Below are 23794 nucleotides of genomic sequence, written 5' to 3'. Positions count from 1 at the left end.
GGTGATCATTGCAAAACGGTTCCACACGCCGGGCACCTTAACATTTGCTGCAATATTTGACCGTGTTCTTCCCTAAAAGTTCACCGTTTTTTCGATCGCAATGTTCATGACAATACGCGATGAACTGACGGCCGGATAGGGAATTCGTGCGCTTGAGCAGAGGCGGGATCTTTGAAGATCCGAAGCGGCTCTTCTCCTGCGGCACGGCAAACGCAGCAGGAGAAGAGTATATCAAAAAATTTTTTACTGTGGTGTAAATCGGCGTAAATGTTGCACTGTGGCCAACCAGGCGGCAATCCAGCCGATCATCGCGGCGATGATCAACAGCAGCAGCGCCTCATCCCAGCCCAGCCCGTGCAGGGTAAAGGTCGTGCCGAACACCTTCGCCACGCCGGCCACCACCGACTCCAGCTGCCACACCAGCGCGCCGGACAAAATCAGCGACAGCAGCGCGCCGAAGAAGCCCAGCATCGCGCCGCCGTTCAGGAACGGCCGCAGAATAAAGCCGTCGGTCGCGCCGATCAGCTTCATCACGTTGATGGTGTCGCGCCGGCTGAAGATGCTCAGACGCACGCTGTTGCCGATCACCAGGAACACCGCCACCACCATCAGAATGCCGATAATCGCCGCTACTTGCCCCACCAGCCCGGTCAGCGCCGCCAGGCGGGCGAACCAGCTGTCGTCCATACGCACTTCATCCACGCCCTGCACCGCCGTCACGCGCTCGCGCAGCGTATTCAGGGTTTCCGAACTCTGGAAGTCCATTTTCGGCGTGATAATCGCCACCGCCGGCAGCGGGTTCTCTTCCAGCATATCCAGCGCCCCGCCGAAGCCGGACCAGTTGCGGAACTCGCCGAGCGCTTCTTCACGCGACAGATAATTGACCTTCTCAACGCCCGCTTCAGCCTTGATGGCGTCCAGCACCTTGACCGCGGCGTCATCGTCGAGCGATTTGTCGAGATACACCGTCAGCTGCGGCGTCGGATACCACTGGGTCGCCGCCGTGCTGACGTTCTTCCACACGATGTAGCACACGCTCGGCAGCGTCAGGGAGATGGCGATCACCATCACCGTCAGCAGGGTCGCCAGCGGCTGACGCAGCATATCCTTAATCGCATTCATCCACGCATAACGCCACTGTTCACGCCAGCCGCCGCGCAGCGCCTTGCTCTTGGCGGTTTTTTTACTGTTCGCCATGCTGCACTCCTCCTATCATACGGCCCTGGCTGAGCGTCAGAATGCGGTAATTACGGCGGGCGATAAGCCCGGTGTCGTGGGTCGCCATCAGGACGGTCACCCCGACGCGGTTAAACTCTTCAAACAGGCGCAGGATGCCTTCCGACAGCGCGTCGTCCAGGTTGCCGGTCGGTTCATCCGCCAGCAGCACCGCAGGTTTGTTCACCACCGCACGGGCGATGCCCACGCGCTGCTGCTCACCGCCGGACAGCTGGATCGGGAAGTTCTTCGCTTTGTCCAGCAGCCCGACCTTGTCCAGCGCCGCCGACACCCGACGACGGATATCTTCGCTGCTGGCGCCGGCGATAATCAGCGGCATCGCCACGTTGTCATACACCGTACGGTCCAGCAGCAGATGGTGATCCTGGAAAATCATGCCGATCTGGCGGCGCAGGAACGGCACCTCGCTGTTTCTCAGCCGGCTGATGTCATGACCGGCGAACCAGATGTGGCCGGCGCTCGGCCGTTCGATACCGCATATCAGTTTCAGCAGGGTACTCTTACCCGCCCCGGAATGGCCGGTCAGAAACGCCATTTCTGCCGGGCGCAGATGAAAATCCACCCCCTGCAACGCCTGACGCCCGCCCAGATAAGCTTTACTGACCTGTTCAAAGCGAATCATCCGTATTAATCCTCTCGGGCAAAAAGTGCCTCAATAAAATCGTCAGCCTTAAACGGCCGCAAATCTTCGATGCCTTCGCCAACGCCGATATAGCGAATCGGAATGCCGAACTGATCGGCAATGGCGAAGATCACCCCGCCCTTGGCGGTACCGTCCAGTTTAGTCAGCGTGATGCCGGTTAACCCTACGGCTTCATTAAATAATTTCGCCTGGCTGACCGCATTTTGACCGGTACTGGCGTCCAGCGTCAGCATAACCTCATGGGGGGCGTCCTCGTCCAGTTTTTTCATTACCCGGACGATCTTCTTCAGCTCTTCCATCAGGTGGGCCTTATTCTGCAGACGCCCGGCGGTATCGGCGATCAGCACGTCGACGCCGCGCGCCTTGGCCGCCTGCACCGCATCGAAGATCACCGAAGCGGAATCGGCGCCGGTATGCTGCGCCACTACCGGAATGTGGTTGCGCTCGCCCCACACCTGCAGCTGCTCAACCGCCGCCGCGCGGAAGGTATCCCCCGCCGCCAGCATCACCGATTTGCCTTCGGCCTGGAACTGACGCGCCAGTTTACCGATGGTGGTGGTTTTGCCGACGCCGTTAACCCCGACCATCAGAATGACATACGGCGTTTTACCGCTGACATCTAGCGGCCGATCGACCTTGGCCAGAATTTCGGACATTTCTTCCTTCAGCTTGCCGTACAGCGCTTCAGCGTCTTTCAGCTGTTTGCGGCTGGCGTGCTGGGTGAGGGAAGTGATGATTTTACTGGTGGTTTCAACGCCAACGTCGGCGATCAGCAGCTGTTCTTCCAGCTCTTCAAACAGATCGTCGTCGATCTTCTTGCCGCGGAACAGGCCGACAAAGCCGGAGCCCAGGTTCTGCTTGGTTTTTACCAGGCTGCGTTTCAGGCGCGCGAAGAAGCCCTCTTTGGTCGGCCGCTCCTGTTCCTGAGACGCCGCAGGCGCTACCGCCGCCACATCCGGCTCAGCCTCTTCCTGCTCAGCCTCGGCAACGGCTTCCGCCGCCGTGGGTTCAACCTCTATCACCGGCTCAGCTTCTGCAACCGGTTCAGCCTCTGCGACAGGTTCAGCTTCGACAACCGGCTCAACCTCTGCGACAGGTTCAGCTTCGACAACCGGTTCGGCTTCTGCGACCGGCTCAACCTCGACAACCGGTTCGGCTTCTGCAACCGGCTCAGCCTCGACAACCGGTTCGGCTTCTGCCACCGGTTCAGCCTCAACAACGGTTTCCGCTTCCGGCGCCGCATCCTTCTCCACCAGCAGTTCAGCGATGGCCGGCGCGGCCGCATCAACGCTCTCAACCGGTTTGGCATCGCTGGCTGCAGCGTCGTCGGCCGGCGCGTCCGGCTGAGGCATCACCGCTTCGACGATCTCGTCCTGCGTGTACACCGGCGCCGCCTCGGCGTCCTGTTCCTGCTGTTCTGCCGCCGGCGCGGCGTGCGCCGCAATCTCCGGCACATTTTCGGCAACCTGTTCGGTGCTGCCGTCCCACTCGCCCGGCAGATCGACGGAGGCGGCAGGTTCAGATTCCTGTGCGGGGAGCTTATCGTCCAGCGTGGTCGCCGGCGCAGGCGCTACCGCCGGCGCTTCAGATTCGGCCTGTTCAGCCTGCGGTTCCGGCTGTTTCTCTTCCTTCTGGCCGAAACCCAGCCAGGAGAAAAACCCACGTTTTTTTTCTTTTGCCATGCTGTGACCCTAACTCCGTACCAATGGCTGAATAACGAAAATAATTTAACCCCCGAGTCTATCACTTTCCCTCGCGGAGCAACACGCATCCGGCAGCTGAAAATCCGCCAACGGCCGTTGTTCGAAGCATCTTCACCGCCGCATCCCGCGGCATAAACCGCAAATTGCCAGACGGCGCGCTATTTCCCCGCGGCGCTCTCCCCGTTAGAATAGCGTTAACTTTTCTCGATCTGCGAAATTCATTAAGACTTTTTATGGCAAGACTATCGTCGCGGCCCGCGCCCCGCAAAGCGCAGACGGCCGCTGCCGGACAAATCCGCATTATCGGCGGCCAGTGGCGCGGACGTAAATTACCGGTGCCGAACAGCGCCGGGCTTCGCCCCACTACCGATCGGGTGCGTGAAACGCTGTTTAACTGGCTGGCGCCGGTGATCCAGGGCGCGCGCTGTCTGGACTGTTTTGCCGGTAGCGGCGCGCTGGGGCTGGAGGCGCTGTCGCGCTACGCCGGCAGCGCCACGCTGCTGGAGTATGAACGCCCGGTTGCCCAGCAGCTGGAAAAAAACCTGGCGTTGCTTAACGGCAACGGCCAGGTAATCAACACCAATGCATTGAGCTGGCTGGCAAACGCCGGTGAGGCCTATGATGTGGTGTTCCTCGATCCGCCGTTCCGCAAGGGGCTGCTGGCGCAGACCGTCGATCTGCTGGAGCAGCAGGGCTGGCTGGCCGATGAGGCCTGGGTGTACGTGGAGGCCGAAGCCGAAAGCGCCGCCGCCGACGTGCCGGCCAACTGGGCACTGTATCGAGAAAAGGTCGCCGGACAGGTGGCCTACCGTCTTTATATCCGTTCCGCCAAAGAGAAAACTGAAAATGCTGATTAATATGGGTCGCCTGCTGATGCTGTGCGTATGGGGCTTCCTGCTGACCAACCTGATCCACCCGTTCCCCAAGCCGCTGAAGTACTTTATCGACGTGGCGCTGTTCTTTATGGTGGTGATGCACGGGCTGCAGGTGGTATTGCTGAAATCCACCCAGCCGAAGGATCAGCCCATCAGCTACTGGCAGGAAGCCAAAATCTTTATCTTCGGCGTGTTTGAGCTGCTGGCCTGGCAGAAAAAACAGCCGCCGCTGAAGAAGAAGTAACTCCCCGCCTTTACTGCTCCGCGGTAAATGAAATAAAGCGCGTACCCTGCATCTTCAGGGTGCCGCGCGCACCGGGCGTTATCGGCTCATACTGTGGCTGCTTCAGCCGCACCACCAGGCTCTCGCCGCCGCGCTGCGGCTGGAAGGTCACCTCATAACGCATCGCCTCATTGACGATATGCTCGCGCTGGCGTGAACGGTTGGTGCTGGCCGCAAAGGCGCGTTTGTCGCTCACCACAACCTGCGTGGCGCGCACCGGCTCGCGATCGTTCGCCGCCTCCTGCTTACGCTGGCTGAAGTAACGCTGCGTCGCCAGTACGGCGATCAACGCCACCACGGCGATAAAAATCAGCGGAGGTTTACTCATCTCTTTCCCATTTCCTTTACCGCTAAAAGCGGGTAAACATAGCACTCAGTGGAAAACCTTAGCGCACAGCAACGTGCTTCTCTATAGCCGGACAAATAACGTCGCACGCCTGATTCAGGTATACACTGAAGAAGTGACGCAGGTGACATTTTTTGCGCCGCCCGATGGCGGCGCTGATGACTAAAAGGAAGATATATGAGTTGGCCATTCCTTGCCGTATTCTTTTCCGGTTGGTTATACGTTGACGCCGCCTATCGCGGTCCGAGCTGGCAGCGCTGGCTGTTCAAACCCATCACGCTGCTGCTGTTGCTGCTGCTCGCCTGGCAGGCGCCGGTGCTCGGCGCCGCCGGCTATCTGATCGTCTTTGGCCTGCTGGCCACCCTGGCGGGTGATGCCCTGCTGCAACTGCCCCGCCAGCAGATGCTGTACGCCCTCGGCGCATTCTTCCTTGCCCATCTGCTGTATGCCCTCAGCTTCGCCAGCCAGATGACCTTCAGCCTGTTCTGGCCGCTGCCGCTGGCGTTGCTGATTATCGGCGTACTGCTGCTGGCGACGCTGTGGACGCGCATTAGCGAACAGCGCTGGGCGGTCGTGGCCTACGTCGGCATGACGCTGCTGATGGTCTGGCTGGCCGGCGAGCAGTACTTCCTGCGCAGCACCGACTACGGTTTCTCGCTGCTGGCCGGCACCTCTCTGCTGTTGCTGGCAAGCATTGTCTGGCTGGTGAGCCACTACCGCAGCCGATTCCGCGCCGCCGACGCCATCGTCGCCTTCTGCTACTTTGCCGGTCACTTCCTGATCGTGCGTTCGCTGTATCTGTAAGCCTGCGGGTTCGCGCCGGCGACCCCGTGACTCAGTCCAGCGCCTTCAGGGTCAGGCCGTCCTCATCGCCGATGCGGTGGCGATAAACGTCGCCGTCACGTGAAAAGAACGCCAGCGTGGCGCCATCCGCCTGCAGCAGCGCGATGCCGTCCGGTGCGGGACGCCAGCCGGCCGCCGGTGCAGTCAGCAGCGTCTGCAGACACTGCTGCTCATCCTGCAGCTGATAGCCATTGGCGGCCGGCTGTTTGTCAGCCCGCAACGCGACCCGGCACTGCGTGTCGCCCCTGGCGACCTGCCATTCACCCGCCAGAGACTGCGCGGAAGGAAGAACCAGACTGCTGGCCATAGCGGCTCCTGTTGTTATGCAATATGTCATTATCGCGGCCACCACCGGGGTGACGCGCCTCCTGCGTTTGCTCATGCTCTGCTCACCGTAAACGTGGCGGGCGCGCCGACAAGGCCGCGCCCGCCTGCCGGTCAACCGGCAATGGCCAAATAACGGCCTAGACGATAAAGTCGGTGGCGACGTCCGCCTGCCCGACAATTTTCACCAGGAAGTCCGGCGTGCTATGTCCGCCAAAGTCCACCGCCAGATCGCTGACGTTGCTGGCGGCATCATAGGTTAACAGGGCTTCGCCCGCCGCGCCGCTGAAGTGGTCGACAAAATGAACCCCCTCGCCGCCTTTGTTAAAGTATGACAGATCGATTTTATCGATACCCTTCTGGAAGTCACGGATCCAGTCCGGCGCGCCCGGCGTGGAGTCGCTGACGGCGGAGAACACAAAGGTGTCGCTGCCGGCGCCGCCCCACAGTTCATCGGCGCCGCCGCCGCCGAACAGTACGTCGTTGCCCGCGCCGCCCTTGAGCACGTTATCCGCCTGGTTGCCGACCAGCACGTCATTGCCGGAACCGCCGATGGCGTTCTCAATGGTCACGCCCGCCGCTATCGACACATTGCCCTTCAGGCCGCCGACGTCGGAGAATGACTTCTCGTTCAGGTTGATACGCTGGTCGGCGCTATAGCCGGAAAAATCAAAGGTATCGTTGCCGCCGGCATCCCACACGGAGAAGATCACTTTTTCCGCGTTGCTGCTGGTGCTGAAGAAGTCGCGGTCGGTATTGGAGTTAAAGCCGTATACCGTATCGCCGGTGCGGGTGCTCATGTTGGCACCGTACAGGTGCTGGATCGCCGAAATGTCATCCAGCAGCGGGCCGGCGGCATAATGACCGCCGTTGTCGCCGCCGGTGTTGCTTTCGCTCCAGTAGCTCATCAGGCTGAACATGCGGGTATCTTCCGCATAGCTGGCGTCGCGATAGGAAGGGTTGCCCTGGCCGGCGTTGTAATCACCGGGGTGGCTCAGGCCCAGAGCATGGCCGATTTCATGGGTAAAGGTCTGGCGGCCGTAATCTTCAGACGCCGGGTGCTGAATATTGGACTGGTTGATGTTGTACCAGCTTTGGCCGGAGACGCTGCCGGAGCCCGGCAGCCAGGCATACGCCTGCGTGTCATAGTCGGTCTGGCCGTACTGATCCTGGCTGTAGTTGCCAAAGGTGATATTGGCTTTTTGCGTGCCGGACACCTCGGTAAAGGTGATATTGGCGACGTCAGACCAGGACTGCAGCGACAGTTTGGCCTGCTGCTGCTGTTCAGTGCTGAACTTGCTTAACCCGCGATCGCCGCCGCCGTTGGCGGAATTGAACTGGTAGTCGGGGAAAGAGAACGTCAATTTTACCGGCGTATCAAATACGCCTTTTCCATTCCAGGTTTGGTTAGTACGGGTAATATATAACCCGGCATCTTCCGTAGAAAATGAGTCCTTGCCATTAACTTGAATCCCATTACCGCGTTGGTGATAATGCAGTAAGTCATTCACCGCATCATAACCGGATTTGGCAGCGGCCAGGCTGGATTCATTTGTTTCTATCGCTTTTTTCTTCGATTGCATTGGTTCGATTCCACGCATTATTTGATCGTTAACGATCAAATAGATAAACATAACCTTCCCTGTTACTGCGTAATGACATCACGCAGATCCCTGGGAAGACGCGTACGCGCCAGTGATGGCTTGAATGTAGACGGAATTAATACATAACAATCAGTAAATAAGATCACCATCCCAAATGGTAATCGTTTCCAAGTATAGATAGCGATATTAAAAGGATCTCAGAATTAAAAACTTTTTAAATTCCATATGAAAGTGTTTTTATCTGGAAAAACAGGAAAACCACACATATGAAACATGAAAATCATGACAAGAAAGCGACAAAGGCCAATAAGAACGCCATATCGAGCGGCGAGTGTTTCATGCTGGTACTTTTCAGATCGCCTGAGTTTTTATTTACTCAAATGATGAATTGATCACAAATATTATTTCGCACACAAATTAATTAAACGCAAAATGGTCAATTAATACGATAAGAAATAAATATAGAAAGCAAAATAACGTCTAAGGAAATAATAAAAACTTCTGGATTGATCTGCATATTATTAGCATGCTAAATAAAATCATCTGATTAATTAACCACTCGCCGATGTGATTCCCCTTGACTCTGGAGTTGGCTCCAGGGTGTAGAGTCAGCCACGATAATGATCGTTAACTGCCTGGGGGCGTTATGCATACTCATCAAGACCATCAACACCACGAACATAACCATCATGACGGCGACTGCGGCTGCAACCACAGCCACGCCAAAAACCAACACGGCTGCAGCAGTGAAAAACCCGCGGACGCCGCAGGCCACGCCTGCAGCGACGGCCATCAACACACGCATCAGCACGGCGCAAGCTGCTGCGACAGCGGCGACCCGGATGAGGAAAGCGACAGGTTAAGCGCCGCTCCCCCAGCCGGCAGCCAACGTTTTAGCTGGAAGGTCAACGGCATGGATTGCCCAAGCTGTGCCAAAAAAATCGAAAACGCCGTCACCGCCGTGCCCGGCGTCGATAGCGCGCGCGTGCTGTTCGCCACCGAAAAACTGGTGGTGGATGCGCAGAACGATATCAGCCAGCGCGTGCAGGATGCGGTCGCGCAGGCCGGCTTTACCCTGCTGGGCATCGGCGGCCAGCCGCAGCCGGCGCCGGAGAGCGCATCGCGTTTTGCGCCCTACGCGCCTTTATTACTGCTGACGGCGCTGATGATCCTCAGCTGGGCGCTTGACCGCATCAACCCGCAATGGGGCAGCGTCGCCTTTATCGCCACCACGCTGGTCGGGCTGGCGCCGATCGCGCGCAAGGCGCTGCGTTTAATCCGTTCCGGCACGCCGTTCGCCATTGAAACCCTGATGAGCGTCGCCGCTATCGGCGCGCTGTTTATCGGCGCCACCGCTGAGGCGGCGATGGTGCTGCTGCTGTTTATGGTGGGTGAACTGCTGGAATCCTACGCCGCCAACCGGGCGCGCCGCGGCATCACCGCGCTGATGGCGCTGGTGCCGGAAGAGGCGGTGCTGCTGAACGGCAGCCAGCGCCGGCGCGTGCCGGTCGGCAGTCTGCGGCCGGGCGATGTGATCGAAATCGCCCCCGGCGCCCGGCTGCCGGCCGATGCCGAGCTGATTAACCCGTTCGCCAGCTTCGACGAAAGCGCGCTGACCGGCGAGTCCGTGCCGGTGGAGCGTCAGCAGGGTGAAAAAGTGGCGGCGGGCAGCCTGTCGGTCGACCAGTCCGTGCAGATGAAGGTAGTCTCCGAGCCGGGCAAAAACGCCATTGACCGCATCCTGCAGCTGATTGAAGAGGCGGAAGAGCGCCGCGCGCCGATTGAGCGTTTCCTTGACCGCTTCAGCCGCTACTACACGCCGGCCATCATGCTGCTGTCGCTGGCCGTGATTCTGCTGCCGCCGCTGCTGTTCTCCCAGCCGTGGGAAACCTGGATTTACCGCGGCCTGACGCTGCTGCTGATCGGTTGTCCGTGCGCGCTGGTGATTTCAACGCCGGCGGCCATCACCTCCGGCCTGGCGGCGGCCACCCGGCGCGGTTCGCTGATTAAAGGCGGCGCCGCCCTCGAGCAGCTGGGACAGGTGCAAACCATCGCATTTGATAAAACCGGCACCCTGACCGAAGGCAAGCCGACGGTCACCGACGCGCTGCCGATCGGCGCGCTGAGCGAACAGCAGCTGCTGACGCTGGCGGCGGCGGTCGAGGCCGGTTCGCACCATCCGCTGGCGCAGGCGATCGTTCGCCGCGCCGAACAATATGGCGCGCCGCTGCCGCTGGCCGATAACCGTCGCGCGCTGGCCGGCGTCGGCATCGAAGGGCAGCTTGACGGCAAAACGGTGCGCATCAGCGCGCCGGCCAAACTGGCGCCGGGGCTGCTGGATGCCACCTGGCAAACCCGTCTGGAACAGCTGGAAAATGAAGGGAAAACCGTGGTGGTGGCGTTGGAGGATAATCAGCCCGTCGGCCTGCTGGCCCTGCGCGATACGCTGCGCAGCGACGCACGACAGGCGATCGACGCGCTCGGTCAGCTGGGTATCAACGGCGTAATGCTGACCGGCGACAACCCGCGCGCCGCGGCCGCCATCGCCCGTGAACTGGGCATCGATTACCGCGCCGGACTGCTGCCGGAAGATAAGGTCACGGCGGTGACGGAATTGAGCCGGCAACGGCCGACGGCGATGCTCGGCGACGGCATCAACGACGCGCCGGCGATGAAAGCCGCCAGCATCGGCATCGCCATGGGCAGCGGTACCGACGTCGCGCTGGAGACCGCCGATGCGGCGCTGACGCACAACCGCCTGCTGGGCATTGCCGAGATGGTGCGCATCTCACGCGCCACCCACGCCAATATCCGGCAGAACATCACCATTGCGCTGGGGCTGAAAGGGATTTTCCTGGTCACCAGCCTGCTGGGCATCACCGGGCTGTGGCTGGCGGTGCTGGCCGACTCCGGCGCCACCGCGCTGGTGACGCTCAATGCAATCCGGCTGTTAAAAACCCGTCAGTGATCTTATTGTGCTCTGCGCTACGCGCGGAGCACAATAGCCGCATTAAATGTACGTACATACATGCTTTATTTATTATACCCTTGCGCTCTTACCATCAGAATACTCCGCTTTATTTCGCGTATTCCCATGCAAAGAGCCTGAACTATGAAACCCTTCAACTATAAAAACGTTATCTTCGTTCCCGTTGCTCTGTTTTCAGCTGTAACATTTGCGCAACAAACCACCCCTGAAGACACTGAACGGCTGATCGACAACGCCCAGCGTCCCGCCTTTGCCCAAGGCCCATTGCCGACGGCCAGCCGGCAGGACGCCACGCCGTCAGCCCAGCCGGCCGCCGCGCCTCTGCAGTCCACGTCGCAGCGGCACACGCTGCCTTTCTGGGGGGATGAAGCCCGCGCCCGCGGCTACGACCTGCCGGAAACCTTCGGTATCGGCATCAACCATATGAATATGCGGCAGAATATCGAGGTCAGCAGCATCAGTTTCTCCGGGCTGGGCTTGGGCTCCTTCCAGATTCCGGGCGACCTGTTTAACATCAAGGCCGAAAACAGCCGCGAAAAAAGTAAAACCGACACGATGCGCCTCGACGCCTGGGTGCTACCGTTCCTCAACGTTTACGGCATCGTCGGCCATACCCGCGGCAGCTCCCACTCGATCGTCTCCGTCGATGCCGACCCGAGCAAATACACCAATCCGATGGAAAGGATCATTGCCTCCAACGTGCACCGGATGAATAAGAGCGGCCAACTGAAAGATCTCGATTTCAACCTGGATTTTAAAGGCACCACCTACGGCGCCGGCTTTACGCTGGCCGGCGGTTACGAGAACTGGTTCACCACGCTGGACACCAACTACACCCGCACCGACTTCAATATTCTTGATGGGCAAATCTCGGCGCTCACCGTAACGCCGCGCGTCGGCTACCGTTTCCAGATGCCGGGCATCAGCGGCCCCAGCCATCTGAACCTGTGGGTCGGCAGTATGTATCAGGACGTGCAGCAAGAGTTTAAAGGCAGCCTGGGAGATCTGAGTATGCCGGCCGCCCTGCAGCCGCTGATCGAAATCGCCAACCAGCGCGGCGAAGGCCGCTTCCGCGTCAAGCAGCATCTGCAGTCGCCGTGGAACGTGCTGGTCGGCGCACAATATGAGATCACCAGAAACTTCAACGTGATGACGGAAGTCGGCTTTAGCGAGCGCAACAGCGCGATGGTTTCCGCTGAATACCGCTTCTGATGTGGCGCTGGCTTCCCCTTCTGCTGCTGGCGGCGCACACGGCGACCCACGCCGCACTGCCCAGCCGGCAGCAGATTGACGATTTATTGCGCCCGCTGGGCGCAGACAACCAGTTTGACCACCGGAAAGCCATCGACTGGGGCGTGCTGCCCGGGCCGTTTTATACCCCAGAGCTGGGCCTGGGCATCGGCACCGCCGTGGTCGGCATGTATCGCCCGGACAGCAGCGACAGCGTCAGCCAGAACTCCACGCTGGCGCTGAAAGGCTTTTTCAGTTCAACCGGCGCGTTCGGCATCGGGTTTGAAAACTACAGCTTCTTCGCCAACGACCAGTGGCGTTTTTTCACCACCGGCAGCATGAAAAATATGCCCACCTATTACTGGGGCACCGGCTATCAGGCCGGCCGGCGTGACGGCAACAAGGAAAAATATACCCAGCAGTCGCTGCAGGTCGCGCCTGCCGTGATGTACCGCATTGCCGACGCCACTTATCTGGGCCTCGGCTGGGACTTCTCCTCCACCCACGCCGACGATCCGGACAACGGCGACCATAGCCTGTTTCTGGCGGAAGCCGCCGGGCCGTCTTCGGTCAGCTCCGGCGTCAGCGCGCGTTTCAGCTACGACACGCGGGACTTTGTCGCCAACGCCAGCCGCGGGCAGTACTTCAACCTGACCTATACCCATTTCGCGCCCGAGCTGGGCAGCGACAGCCGCTTCGAAACGCTGGAATCCCAGTACAATCTGTACCATAGTCTGAGCGCCAAAAGCGTGCTGGCGCTCGACCTCTACGGCCGTTTCGCCAGCGGCGAGGTGCCGTGGGATCGCCTGTCGGAACTGGGTAATGACAACCGCATGCGCGGCTACTATCAGGGGCGCTACCGCGATCGCAACGCCTTCAGCGGTCAGCTGGAGTACCGCCGCAAACTCAACTGGCGGCACGGCTATGTACTGTGGGCCGGCACCGGCACCATGAGCCGCGACGCCGGCGATCTGGGACGCGGAAACTGGCTGCCGACCGTCGGCGCCGGCTACCGTTTCGAGTTTAAACCGCGGATGAACGTACGCCTCGACTTCGGCGTCGGACGTCAGAGCAGCGGGTTCTATTTTCAGGTGGGAGAAGCTTTTTAATGCGTTATTGCGCGCTGATATTCATCATATTTCTGAATATGGCACAGGCCAGCGCGGCGATGGAGACCATTGTCACGGCGCAGCCGACCCGCGTCACGCGTATCGACTGGCCGGTGGCGCCCCCGCTGTCCGCGCCGGACGGACTACGCCCGTGCTGCGCCTTCGGCTTCAATCTCAACGTGCAGGCGCTGGGCATCCCGGTGCCCTTTTACCAGTTGGACAATGTGGTGGAGGCCGGCCGGCTCGGTCATCACCGCTATAACGACAGCGCCTTCGGCGCCGTCAGCAATGTGCTGGGGCTGAGCAGCGAGCGGGACGGTCTGCTGTACACCCGCCGCGGCGGGTTTATCGATATCGCCCACGTGCGCGACACCGCTGACAATACCCTGTACCTGTTCAGCCAGATACTGCCGCGCCTCGGCCAGCGCTGGCACATTTCCCTGGGGGAAGAGCTGGCGCAGCGGCGGATTCAGCTCAACGCCTTTACGCCGCCGGATGACGCGGCGCAGCGCTATACGCTGGCGGCCTACCTGGCGGGGAAACTGGCGTATCAGCTGGCCGCCTGGCATGAAATCGCCCAGTGGTATGGCTACCAGTCCGTACCCGGTTTTTCCGAGGAGATTTCCGCCTTTTCGCCGGAGGATCTCTACTCCAATCTGCTGGGCGCGCGGCTGGCGATCGATGTGATTTTGCAGGGCGGCGCGGTGTCGGTCGGCAGCTATAACCGCGCGATGGAAACGCTGCTGCCTGCGGCGCTCAATCAGCTCGGGGCGGTATCCGCCACGCAGACCCGGCGACAGCTGGCCGGCATTGACGGCGACTGGTGGGACAGCCACCGGCGGGTGCCGGAGAAGTTTTTGGTACTGAAACGCAACTACGATACCGGCGACAACCGCCTGCCGACGCCGGTGCCGTTCGAACGCACCGCGCCGCAGCGCCTGATGCTGCCGCAGCAGCTCTACGGCATCTCATTGAGCGATATCGGGGAGTTACAGCTCTGGCCGGGCAGCGCCCCGCGTCATCTGCCGCCGCCGTCGCCGTACTATACGGCGGCAGACTTCAGCGACCTGGCGCTGCACGCCCGGGCGGAGGATGCGCGGCAGATACTGGAAAAGCGCTGACGGGCGGCACACCGGCCTCAGGCGGCGGTGCCTTTACGCAGCAGGTAGCGGTAAGGGGTCTGCTCCGTTTCCTGCGCCACCAGCGTATGCTCCATAAAACGGCAGAAGCCGGGAATATCGCGGGTGGTGGCCGGATCGTCGGCAATGATCAGCAGCGTTTGGCCATTGTCCATATGGCGCACGGTTTTACGCACCATCATGACCGGTTCAGGGCAGCGCAGGCCAAGCGCATCGAGCGTTTGGTCAGCCTGGGAAAAGATGTCACTCATGTTATTTATCTCGATCAACTACGATCGGCGAACGCTCGCCGGATCTCATAGCGCCATAGTTTACGCCGGTAGTTTTTCTGTGCAACATGCGTTAACGTTTGCGTGTATTTTAACCGCATTGTTGATTGCATTGGTTGCGCAAACGCGTATCATGCGGCGCGCGGCCGACAAAAAACGGCGGCGGCAATCCTTATTTATCCCCTCGCGCCGCGCGGGGTGAACATCGTTGGTATGGGTTCCCTCACCCCATTCATTCAAAAAGGTCAATTATGTACGCTTTTACTCCGCAACAGCGCACCGCCGCGTTGCTTTGGCTGTCGCTGTTCCACATCATCATCATTACCTCCAGCAACTATCTGGTGCAGCTGCCGATTACCATTTTCGGCTTCCATACCACCTGGGGCGCCTTTACCTTCCCGTTTATTTTTCTGGCTACCGACCTGACCGTGCGTATTTTCGGCGCGCCGCTGGCGAGAAAGATCATTCTGGCGGTGATGGTGCCGGCGCTGTTTATCTCCTACGTGATTTCCACCGTGACGTATCAGGGCGAGTGGCAGGGGCTGGCGGCGCTGGGACAGTTCAACCTGTTTGTCGCGCGCATCGCCGTCGCCAGCTTTATGGCCTACGTGCTCGGCCAGATCCTCGATGTGCACGTGTTTAACCGCCTGCGCCAGCGCAGCGCCTGGTGGGTCGCGCCCGCCGCCGCGATGTTCCTCGGCAATATCAGCGATACGCTGTCGTTCTTCTTTATCGCCTTCTACCAGAGCAGCGATCCGTTTATGGCCGCCAACTGGGTGGAGATCGCCCTGGTGGACTACAGCTTCAAGGTGATGATCTGCCTGCTGTTCTTCCTGCCGATGTACGGCGTGCTGCTGAATATGCTGCTGAAACGCCTCGCCGGCCGTCAGCAGGCGGGTGCGCTGCAGGCCAGTTAAGTTATGATGGCGGCCTGCGCAACGACGGAGGCCGCCAAGATGTTAACCACCCGCACTGCCACACTGGCTGAGATCCAGCAGCTCTATCAGCACATCCCTGAATTTAACGCCGCCCACCGCCTGCAGGATCTGCAGCTGCGCATCGGCGACGCGATGCATTACGCGCTGATTGCCGAGCTGGACGGTCAGCCGGCCGGTTTTAAACTGGGCTATCAAACCAGTGACGACACCTTCTACAGCTGGCTGGGCGGCGTGCTGCCCGCCTTTCGCCGCCGCGGCGTCGCCGGGCGGCTGCTGGAGGAGCAGGAGCGCTGGGCGCACACGCAGGGGTTCCGCCGGCTGACGGTGAAAACGCGCAACCAGTTCCGCGGCATGCTGATGCTGCTGATCGCTCGTCACTATCAGATTATTACGCTGGAAAAGAAGGGCGAAGTGGCTGATTATCGGCTATTACTGGAAAAAACGCTGTGACACAATCTGCCTTGCATTTTGCTGATGAATAGGTTGCGATCAAGCAAAGAGACACGCTATCCGTCATACTTCAGGTAACAGGAATTTTAGCGTTATGCGCTGCCCTGCATTTGCATGATTCAGGGTATAACCCGTGAAGAAAAGGAAGAAAGCCCAATGCGTAAAGTAGCAAAATTAATGGGTATCAGCCTGCTGGTACTTGGCCTGGCAGCCTGCGACGGCGACAGCAAAGACGCGGCGGCACCGGCCGGCGATGCCGCCAGCAGCAGCGCGGCCGCACAACAGGTGAGCCTGCTGGACGGTAAGCTGGCCTTTACCCTGCCGACCGGCATGTCCGATCAAAGCGGCAAGCTGGGCAACCAGGCCAACAATATGCACGTGTATGCCGACAGCACCGGCCAGCGCGCGGTGATCGTCATTCTGGGCGATAAAACCAGCGAGAGCCTGGAAACCCTGGCGCAGCGTCTGGAAACCACGCAGCGCGCGCGCGACGCCAACCTGCAGGTGGTGACCAATAAAGCCATCGACGTCGACGGCGTACCGCTGCGTCAGCTGGACAGCATCCTCAGCAGCGGCGGCGAGAAAGCCTATTCATCCATCCTGATCGGCTCGCTGGACAACCATCTGCTGACCATCCAGGTGACGCTGCCGGCGGATAATCAGCAGCAGGCGCAGACCGACGCCTCGGCAATTATCAGCACGCTGAAGCTCAAACCGTAATCCTCCGCGGGCCGGCAACGCCGGCCCCGTTTCCCTCAGGCTTACGCCAGCGCCTGCGCCAGCAGCGTAATCGGGTGTTCACAGCGCTTGCTGGTCGACATCTCAATCTGCCATTTGCAGGTTTCACAATCGGTCACCACCAAATCCACGCCGCTCTGCTCAATCTGCCGGAACAGCGACGCGCCGATACCCTGTGAAGTAGCGTAATTCTCCGATTTAAAGCCGTACGTACCGGCAATGCCGCAGCACTGGGAATCCAGCACCACCAGCTCCACGCCGGGGATCTGCCGCAGCAGCTCCAGGGTGTAGGCCGTCCAGCCCATTTTCTCCATATGACACGGCGTATGGTAGGCCACGCGCAGCGGCGTAGAGCGCAGCGGCAGCGTCCGGCCCTCGCTCAGCAGGCGGTAGAGATAGCGCGTCGCCAGCTCCACGCGGTCGCGCACCGCCGTGGTATCCACCCCCAGCAGGTGCGGATACTCGTCACGCAGAGTAAAGGTGCAGCTCGACGAGGTGGCCACCACCGGAATGCCCTGCTCCAGCACCGTCTGACGCAGCGATTCGGCGTTTACGGCGGCCTGCTTTTTCGCCTGATCGATAAAGCCGTTGGCGATCAGCGGCACGCCGCAGCATTTTTCCCGCTGCAGCAGCTGCACGCCGATCTCCATGGCGTTAAAGACGCGGATCAGATCCTTGCCCAGCTGCGGATGGTTATAGTTGACGAAGCAACCGTGGAAAAACGCCACCTGCTCGCCATAGCGCCGCTGCTGCTGCGCCTGCTGACGATACCAGCGGCGGAAGGTGCCGAACGAGTACTTCGGCAGCGTGCGGCGATGGTCGATTTTCAGCGCCTTGTCCAGCAGCTTGCGCACCGGCTTCAGGCCGGTGGCGGCGTTGACGATCGGCGCGAACGGCGTCGACAGCGAGCCCATGATATCGGTGTGACTGAGGATGGCGTCGCGCAGGCTCGGCGTGCTCTGGCTCAGCTCGGCGCGCGCCCGCTGGATAATATCGCCGATTTTCACCTCCGACGGGCAGGCCACTTCGCAGCGTTTGCAGTTGGTGCAGTACTTCAGCGCTTCGTCATACAGCGCCGGGTCCTTCAGCCGCAGGCGCTCGCCGTCCGGCCCCGCCTGCTTCGGCCCCGGATAGAGCGGATTGACCTTGGCCACCGGGCAATAGGTGGTGCAGACGGTGCACTTGATGCAGCTTTCAAAGCTGTTGTCGCTCGTCAGGCTCATGCGCCCTCCCCCTGTTCAACAATATTCCGGGCGGCATGCAGCGCCCCCAACAGCGATACGCCGGCGCCGCAGCCCTGCTGCAACGGGTCGTAGCCGCCGGTCACCGCGCCGATGGCGTACAGATTGTCCAGCGCCTGCCCCTGTCTGATGGCGCGCAGCCGCGCATCGGTGCGTACGCCAAACTGCAGGTAAGGCTGCGGTGCGAATAGATCGCGCCGGCACCAGTCGGCGCGTTCGGCGCTGTCGTAGACATCCAGCCCGAATACCGGCTCGCGGATGCCGTTGCTATCCGAACTCAGGCCGTTGCTGAAGAAACTGCCGCCGGCCAGCACCAGCTGCGACGCCCGCAGCGGAATATCGCCGTGGTTGCGGGTATACAGCGCCGTCACCCGTCCGCCGTCAAACTCGGCGCGCAGCGCGCGATCGCCGGGCATCAGCACGCCGCCCAGCTGCACCAGACGCTGGCGCAGCGCCTGATGCAGACGCATGCCCAACACCGAAGGCGGCAGGGTCGGCAGCAGATGCACCGGCTTACCCAACCTCTGCTGCAGCGTCTGCAGCGCCTGATCGTCTTCCAGCCCCAGACAGGCCGGCAGGAACACCGCCTCCGCCTCGTCCGCCAGCCGCCGGATCTCCTCCGCCAGCGCGGCGCCCTGTGCCGGCATGTCCAGCACGCGGGCGATATTGACCGCGCGAAATTCGCTGGGGTTATTGCGCAGACGGTCGAGCGCCGGCAGATGCAGCTGGCCAATGCGGACGTCAACGCCCTGCTGATTCTGCAGCGAACTGGCCGCCATCTGCGGCTGAAAATCCAGAAACCCTTCAATGCCCAGCACCGCAATGCTGCGCCACGGCAGCGGCGCGTCCAGCGGCGTGGTCGGCACCGCCTGCGGGCTGAGCCAGGTCGCCCGCCGCGTACCCAGCGGCGTAATGCGCAGGTGGTTCATCCGGCAGTCGCCCTGCATCGCCAGGCCGCAGCGCTGCAGCAGCTGCTGCGCTTCATCCGCCAGCGCCGCCACCTGCGGCGCTCCCATCAAAGAGTAAGGGTGCTGCGGCGCCTGCCGCGCCAGGGCCGGCAGCGCATCAAGCGGCGCCGCCACCGGCGTGCCGTCCGGCAGCTGCGCCAGTAAATCCAGCGAGCCGGAGGCGAAATAGAGCGCGTTCTGGCCGTTGCTCACCACCGCGCAGCGCTTGCCCAGCTCGCTCAGCCGCAGCGCACAGCTTAAGCCCGCCAGTCCGCCGCCGATCACCACCACGTCAAATTGCATCATCCGCCTCCTGTTTAACGTCGCCGCACGCGTCCAGCCCGCACAGCCCCTGATAGACCCAGCTGGTGAACTCGCTTTCGCGCAGCGCATCGCCCCAGGCGATGGGCCGCACGCCCTTCCAGCGTTCGTTCAGGAAGTGGGAGAGCTGGGCGATGGACTGCTGCGGCGTCGTGACGTTAAAGCGGGACAGCAGGCCGGCGGCGCGACAGGCGCACAGCTCACCCTGACAGGTGCCCATCCCCACGCGGGTGCGGCGGCGTAAATCCACCAGGTTATTCACCGTCAGCGACTCCACCGCGTAGCGCACCTCACCGGCGGTTACCGCTTCGCATTCACACACCAGGCTGGTATCAAGACGGTTTTCGGCCGGCACCAGAGCGGCGCGGTCGCCGTGACGATACACCGCCGAACCGCGGATGCTGGCCGGCAGCGACACCACGCGGCGCACGGTCTCCTCCGCCGACTGGCGCGAGCCGGGCAGCGCCTGTTCGGCGGTGGTGCAGCGGGCGCTGACGCCGAGTTTTTCGCACACCAGATCGGTGGCCCACTCCGCCATCAGCCGGTAGGTCATCAGTTTGCCGCCGGTGATGGTGATAAAGCCTTCCAGGCCGTCGCGCTGCGCGTGATCGAGCAGCACGATGCCGCGGCTGACGTTGCGCCCGGACGGGTCGTCGTCGCTGGCCACCAGCGGCCGCACGCCGGCGTAGGCGCGCAGAATGCGGGTTTGCGCCATCGCGGGCGCCAGCAGCGCCCCTTCGCGCATCAGCGTATCCACTTCCTGCGGCGTCACCAGCATGTTGTCGATCTGGTCGTAATCAATGTGCGTCGAGGTGGTGCCGATCAGCGAGATGGTATCGCCCGGCACCAGAATGTCGGCGTCCGCCGGTTTGCGGCAGCGGTTGATCACCATGTTATTGATGCGGTGGCCGAGGATCAGCAGCGCCCCCTTTGCCGGGAACATGCGCACGCGCAGATCGGCGTATTCGGCGATCTGCTGGCCCCAGATGCCGGCGGCGTTGACCACCACCTCAGCGCGAATTTCATACTGCCGCCGCTGCTGATGGTCGTAAACGCGCACGCCGCGCACGCGATCGCCCACGCGCAGCAGCCCCACCACCTGATGGTAGGTCAGGATCTGCGCGCCCTGTTCGCGCGCATCCAGCATGTTGGCCGCGGTCAGCCGGAAGGGATCCACCGTGCCGTCCGGCACCCGCACTGCGCCGATCAGCGCCGGGTTGGCCGCCGGCTCCAGGCTTAGCGCCAGCTGCGGGTCGATCGCCTGGGCGTCAATGCCGGCCTGCTGACAGGCCTGAATAAACTGCTGCTGATACGCCAGCGAATCCTGCGGCAGCGTAATGAACAGGCCATCGCTGCGTTCAATGCAGTGATGCGCAATACGCTTCAGGATACGGTTTTCTTCAATGCATTCGCGGGCGGACTCGCCGTCGGTCACCGCATAGCGCGCGCCGCTGTGCAGCAGGCCGTGGTTGCGCCCGGTGGCGCCGGTGGCGATATCGTGACGTTCCAGCAGCAGGCAGCGTATGCCGCGGCGCGCGCAGTCGCGGGCAATACCGGCGCCGGTCGCGCCGCCGCCTATAATGATGACATCCGTTTCAGTTACCGGTGCAGCGTGGCTCATTTCCACCCCCAATGACGCTGATGATGGGGCTATTGATCCACAGTTCGTGCGGGCTTTGTTTGATAAGGAACAATAACGAACATAAAACGAAAGAGAAATGTCCATAAAAGTCCACTTATGTGATCGCTATCACGACTTTTTTGCTTTTCTCTATTTCATAACGTTAACGAATCGCTCAAAATTCGCCGTTGTTTTATAAAAGTGTAACAAATGCGCCATCCATCACAGAGCCAACCAGGGGTTTTGTCTAGCATGGCGCTCGTTATAGAACAAAAAGCAACACCCAAACATCCGCTCAAACACGACTCAGAACGCCTGCTCTGAGCGTGTCATAACTGATAAAGCCATCGGAGGCGCTCATGTTGAGTATTTTTAAGCCAGCCGCACACATTGCTCGTGTGCCGGTCGACAAGGTAGATCCGCTCTATCGCCGACTGCGCTGGCAAATTTTTATGGGAATTTTCTTCGGCTACGCCGCGTACTATCTGGTGCGTAAGAACTTCACCCTGGCGATGCCTTATCTGATCGAAGAAGGCTTCAGCCGCGGCGATCTGGGCTTCGCCCTGTCAGGGATCTCCATCGCTTACGGTTTTTCCAAATTTATCATGGGCTCGGTGTCCGACCGCTCTAACCCGCGCGTCTTCCTGCCCGCCGGTCTGATCCTGGCCGCCTGCGTCATGCTGTTTATGGGCTTCGTTCCGTGGGCCACCTCCAGCATCGCCGTGATGTTCGTGCTGCTGTTCCTGTGCGGCTGGTTCCAGGGCATGGGCTGGCCGCCGTGCGGCCGCACCATGGTGCACTGGTGGTCGCAGAAAGAACGCGGCCAGATCGTCTCCGTCTGGAACTGCGCCCACAACGTCGGCGGCGGTCTGCCGCCGCTGCTGTTCCTGCTCGGCATGGCCTGGTTCAACGACTGGCACGCCGCGCTGTATATGCCGGCCTTCGGCGCCATTCTGGTGGCCCTGATCGCCTTCGGCCTGATGCGCGATACGCCGCAGTCCTGCGGCCTGCCGCCGGTGGAAGAGTATAAAAACGACTACCCGGACGATTACAGCGAGAAAGCGGAAGAAGAGCTGACCGCCAAGCAGATCTTTATGCAGTACATCCTGCCGAACAAGCTGCTGTGGTATATCGCGGTCGCCAACGTGTTCGTTTACCTGCTGCGCTACGGCATTCTGGACTGGTCGCCGACCTACCTGAAAGAGGTGAAGCACTTCGCGCTGGATAAGTCCTCCTGGGCCTACTTCCTGTACGAATATGCCGGTATTCCGGGCACCCTGCTGTGCGGTTGGATGTCGGATAAAGTGTTTAAAGGCAACCGCGGCGCCACCGGCGTCTTCTTTATGACGCTGGTGACCATCGCCACCATCGTCTTCTGGATGAACCCGGCGGGCAACCCGACGATCGACATGATCTGTATGCTGGTTATCGGCTTCCTGATTTACGGCCCGGTGATGCTGATCGGCCTGCACGCGCTGGAACTGGCGCCGAAGAAAGCCGCAGGCACCGCCGCCGGCTTCACCGGCCTGTTCGGTTACCTGGGCGGCTCGGTCGCCGCCAGCGCCATCGTCGGCTACACCGTGGACTTCTTCGGTTGGGACGGCGGCTTTATGGTGATGATCGGCGGCAGCATCGCCGCAGTCATCCTGCTGCTGCTGACCATGCTGAACGAGAAGAAACATCACGCAGAAGTTGCGGCCAAACGCGACTAATCGTCACGAAAATCATGCACTATCCTAAAAGGCCGCCGCACCGCGGCCTTTTTATTCCCACTCACTGGCAACGATGCCGCCCACGGCTACCCTGCCACTTAAGGAGAAGACTATGCGGACTCACGTTAAAGCCCTGCTGTCAGGGATTATTCTGGCGACAACCATGAGCAGCGCCGCCTTTGCCGCCGACAAGGTGGTGATCGCCCACCGCGGCGCCAGCGGCTACCTGCCGGAGCACACGCTGCCGGCCAAGGCCATGGCCTACGCACAGGGTGCAGATTTCCTCGAGCAGGACCTGGTGATGACTAAGGATGACGAACTGGTGGTGCTGCACGATCACTACCTGGACCGCGTGACCGACGTCGCCAAACGCTTCCCGGACCGCGCGCGCAAAGACGGGCGCTACTACGCCATCGACTTTACCCTGGCCGAAATCAAATCGCTGAAGTTCACCGAAGGCTTTGATATCAAAGACGGCAAGCAGGTGCAGAGCTACCCGGGCCGCTTCCCGATGGGTAAATCCGACTTCCGCGTCCACACCTTCCAGGAAGAGATTGAATTCGTGCAGGGCCTGAACCACTCAACCGGCAAGAACATCGGCATCTATCCGGAAATCAAGGCGCCGTGGTTCCACCAGCAGGAAGGGAAAGACATCTCCAGCAAAGTGCTGGCGGTGCTGAAGCAGTACGGCTACACCGGTAAGAACGATAACGTCTACCTGCAGTGCTTCGACGCCAACGAGCTGAAACGCATCAAAACCGAGCTGGAGCCGAAGCTGGGCATGGATCTGAAGCTGGTGCAGCTGATCGCCTATAACGACTGGAATGAAACCTACGAGCAGAACGCCGACGGCAAGTGGGTCAACTACGACTATGACTGGATGTTCAAGCCGGGCGCGATGAAGCAGATCGCCCAGTATGCCGACGGCATCGGGCCTGACTACCACATGCTGGTGGAAGCAGAGAAGTCCAAACCGGGCCATATCGTACTGACCGACATGGTGAAAGAGGCGCACGCCAACAAGCTGGCAGTGCATCCGTTCACCATCCGCGCCGACGCGCTGCCGAAGTACGTCACCGACGTCAACCAGCTGTACGACGTGATTTATAACCAGGCCGGCGTTGACGGGGTATTCACCGACTTCCCGGACAAAGGCGTGCAGTTCCTGCAAAAACAGGGACAACACCGGTAAAACGCAGGCTGGCCGACAGGTCAGCCATGCTATCGATGCCG

At 60.8% G+C, this 23794-nt stretch carries 22 protein-coding genes; 12 read left to right on the top strand and 10 right to left on the bottom strand.

All coding sequences use genetic code 11. The features are described from left to right. Nucleotides 1-243: 243 nt before the first annotated feature. From ftsX to ftsY, 3 genes are read right to left on the bottom strand one after another with little or no spacing between them, the layout of a single operon-like run. Nucleotides 244-1197 carry a permease-like cell division protein FtsX gene (gene ftsX / locus I6G83_RS08085; RefSeq protein WP_015344176.1) on the bottom strand — a complete coding sequence of 318 codons (954 nt, stop codon included), beginning with the start codon at nucleotides 1195-1197 and terminating at the stop codon, nucleotides 244-246. Continuing rightward, nucleotides 1184-1858 carry a cell division ATP-binding protein FtsE gene (ftsE, locus tag I6G83_RS08080; RefSeq protein ID WP_015344175.1) on the bottom strand — a complete coding sequence of 225 codons (675 nt, stop codon included), beginning with the start codon at nucleotides 1856-1858 and terminating at the stop codon, nucleotides 1184-1186. Before ftsE ends, ftsX begins: the two co-directional genes overlap by 14 nt. A gap of 5 nt (nucleotides 1859-1863) precedes the next feature. After that, nucleotides 1864-3561, bottom strand: a complete 1698-nt coding sequence (ftsY, locus tag I6G83_RS08075) for a signal recognition particle-docking protein FtsY (protein ID WP_054305758.1) — start codon at nucleotides 3559-3561, stop codon at nucleotides 1864-1866. A 254-nt stretch (nucleotides 3562-3815) separates the two neighbouring features. On the opposite strand from ftsY, the gene rsmD reads away from it, so the two are divergent. Beyond that, nucleotides 3816-4439, top strand: a complete 624-nt coding sequence (gene rsmD, locus I6G83_RS08070) for a 16S rRNA (guanine(966)-N(2))-methyltransferase (RefSeq protein WP_054305759.1) — start codon at nucleotides 3816-3818, stop codon at nucleotides 4437-4439. Continuing rightward, the gene (locus tag I6G83_RS08065) at nucleotides 4429-4701 is read left to right on the top strand and encodes a DUF1145 family protein (RefSeq protein ID WP_015344172.1); all 273 of its coding nucleotides are present in this window, start codon (nucleotides 4429-4431) and stop codon (nucleotides 4699-4701) included. Before rsmD ends, I6G83_RS08065 begins: the two co-directional genes overlap by 11 nt. Nucleotides 4702-4711: 10 nt before the next feature. Here I6G83_RS08065 and I6G83_RS08060 read toward each other — a convergent pair whose 3' ends face one another. Beyond that, complete coding sequence (locus I6G83_RS08060; RefSeq protein WP_015344171.1) at nucleotides 4712-5068, bottom strand: DUF2500 domain-containing protein; 357 nt, start codon at nucleotides 5066-5068, stop codon at nucleotides 4712-4714. Between the two features lie 195 nt (nucleotides 5069-5263). Here I6G83_RS08060 and I6G83_RS08055 point away from each other — a divergent pair, with 195 nt between their 5' ends. Beyond that, a complete protein-coding gene (locus I6G83_RS08055) occupies nucleotides 5264-5890 on the top strand; it encodes a lysoplasmalogenase (RefSeq protein WP_054305760.1) in 627 nt (208 codons plus the stop codon). Nucleotides 5891-5921: 31 nt separating this feature from the next. Here the strand turns inward: I6G83_RS08055 and I6G83_RS08050 are convergent, their stop codons facing one another. Both I6G83_RS08050 and I6G83_RS08045 read right to left on the bottom strand, forming a co-directional pair. Next, on the bottom strand, nucleotides 5922-6236 hold the full coding sequence (locus I6G83_RS08050) for an AprI/Inh family metalloprotease inhibitor (protein WP_152972184.1): 315 nt from the start codon (nucleotides 6234-6236) through the stop codon (nucleotides 5922-5924). A gap of 157 nt (nucleotides 6237-6393) precedes the next feature. Next, entirely contained in the window at nucleotides 6394-7836 is a 1443-nt protein-coding gene (locus I6G83_RS08045; RefSeq protein ID WP_054305762.1) for a serralysin family metalloprotease, read from the bottom strand. Nucleotides 7837-8503: 667 nt separating this feature from the next. Between I6G83_RS08045 and I6G83_RS08040 the strand changes: the two genes are divergently transcribed. From I6G83_RS08040 to I6G83_RS08025, 4 genes are all read left to right on the top strand, one after another. Next, the gene (locus I6G83_RS08040; RefSeq protein WP_054305763.1) at nucleotides 8504-10825 is read left to right on the top strand and encodes a zinc/cadmium/mercury/lead-transporting ATPase; all 2322 of its coding nucleotides are present in this window, start codon (nucleotides 8504-8506) and stop codon (nucleotides 10823-10825) included. Between the two features lie 144 nt (nucleotides 10826-10969). Beyond that, nucleotides 10970-12058 carry a porin family protein gene (locus I6G83_RS08035; protein ID WP_054305764.1) on the top strand — a complete coding sequence of 363 codons (1089 nt, stop codon included), beginning with the start codon at nucleotides 10970-10972 and terminating at the stop codon, nucleotides 12056-12058. Continuing rightward, nucleotides 12058-13185: a BamA/TamA family outer membrane protein gene (locus tag I6G83_RS08030; RefSeq protein ID WP_054305765.1), complete on the top strand. Its 1128-nt coding sequence runs from the start codon at nucleotides 12058-12060 to the stop codon at nucleotides 13183-13185. The genes I6G83_RS08035 and I6G83_RS08030 overlap by 1 nt, the downstream gene beginning before the upstream one ends. After that, on the top strand, nucleotides 13185-14306 hold the full coding sequence (locus I6G83_RS08025; protein WP_054305766.1) for a DUF4056 domain-containing protein: 1122 nt from the start codon (nucleotides 13185-13187) through the stop codon (nucleotides 14304-14306). The genes I6G83_RS08030 and I6G83_RS08025 overlap by 1 nt, the downstream gene beginning before the upstream one ends. A gap of 17 nt (nucleotides 14307-14323) precedes the next feature. On the opposite strand, the gene tusA is transcribed toward I6G83_RS08025, so the two are convergent. After that, the gene (gene tusA, locus I6G83_RS08020; protein ID WP_054305785.1) at nucleotides 14324-14575 is read right to left on the bottom strand and encodes a sulfurtransferase TusA; all 252 of its coding nucleotides are present in this window, start codon (nucleotides 14573-14575) and stop codon (nucleotides 14324-14326) included. Between the two features lie 269 nt (nucleotides 14576-14844). On the opposite strand from tusA, the gene I6G83_RS08015 reads away from it, so the two are divergent. The 3 genes from I6G83_RS08015 (at nucleotide 14845) to I6G83_RS08005 (ending at nucleotide 16701) form a co-directional block, all read left to right on the top strand. Further along, a complete protein-coding gene (locus I6G83_RS08015) occupies nucleotides 14845-15510 on the top strand; it encodes a 7-cyano-7-deazaguanine/7-aminomethyl-7-deazaguanine transporter (RefSeq protein WP_054305767.1) in 666 nt (221 codons plus the stop codon). 39 nt (nucleotides 15511-15549) lie between these two features. Continuing rightward, nucleotides 15550-15981 (top strand): GNAT family N-acetyltransferase, encoded by a 432-nt coding sequence (locus tag I6G83_RS08010; RefSeq protein WP_054305786.1) that lies wholly within the window; start codon nucleotides 15550-15552, stop codon nucleotides 15979-15981. A gap of 156 nt (nucleotides 15982-16137) precedes the next feature. After that, nucleotides 16138-16701: a DcrB family lipoprotein gene (locus I6G83_RS08005; RefSeq protein WP_054305768.1), complete on the top strand. Its 564-nt coding sequence runs from the start codon at nucleotides 16138-16140 to the stop codon at nucleotides 16699-16701. 41 nt (nucleotides 16702-16742) lie between these two features. Here I6G83_RS08005 and glpC read toward each other — a convergent pair whose 3' ends face one another. From glpC to glpA, 3 genes are read right to left on the bottom strand one after another with little or no spacing between them, the layout of a single operon-like run. Beyond that, entirely contained in the window at nucleotides 16743-17942 is a 1200-nt protein-coding gene (gene glpC, locus I6G83_RS08000) for an anaerobic glycerol-3-phosphate dehydrogenase subunit GlpC (protein WP_054305769.1), read from the bottom strand. Then, the gene (gene glpB, locus I6G83_RS07995; RefSeq protein WP_054305770.1) at nucleotides 17939-19210 is read right to left on the bottom strand and encodes a glycerol-3-phosphate dehydrogenase subunit GlpB; all 1272 of its coding nucleotides are present in this window, start codon (nucleotides 19208-19210) and stop codon (nucleotides 17939-17941) included. The genes glpC and glpB overlap by 4 nt, the downstream gene beginning before the upstream one ends. Continuing rightward, nucleotides 19200-20849, bottom strand: coding sequence for an anaerobic glycerol-3-phosphate dehydrogenase subunit A (glpA, locus tag I6G83_RS07990; protein WP_054305787.1), 1650 nt, complete (start codon nucleotides 20847-20849; stop codon nucleotides 19200-19202). The genes glpB and glpA overlap by 11 nt, the downstream gene beginning before the upstream one ends. A gap of 359 nt (nucleotides 20850-21208) precedes the next feature. Here glpA and glpT point away from each other — a divergent pair, with 359 nt between their 5' ends. Together glpT and glpQ are read left to right on the top strand one after the other, a co-directional pair. Then, nucleotides 21209-22561: a glycerol-3-phosphate transporter gene (gene glpT / locus I6G83_RS07985; RefSeq protein ID WP_015344156.1), complete on the top strand. Its 1353-nt coding sequence runs from the start codon at nucleotides 21209-21211 to the stop codon at nucleotides 22559-22561. A 112-nt stretch (nucleotides 22562-22673) separates the two neighbouring features. Further along, nucleotides 22674-23753: a glycerophosphodiester phosphodiesterase gene (gene glpQ / locus I6G83_RS07980; protein ID WP_054305771.1), complete on the top strand. Its 1080-nt coding sequence runs from the start codon at nucleotides 22674-22676 to the stop codon at nucleotides 23751-23753. Nucleotides 23754-23794 lie beyond the last annotated feature (41 nt).

The sequence above is a fragment of the Serratia rubidaea genome (assembly GCF_016026735.1).
Classification (GTDB): Bacteria; Pseudomonadota; Gammaproteobacteria; order Enterobacterales; family Enterobacteriaceae; genus Serratia_B; species Serratia_B rubidaea.
The sequence above is the reverse complement of the archived record's forward strand: the minus strand, read 5'-3'. Positions and strand labels throughout refer to the sequence as shown.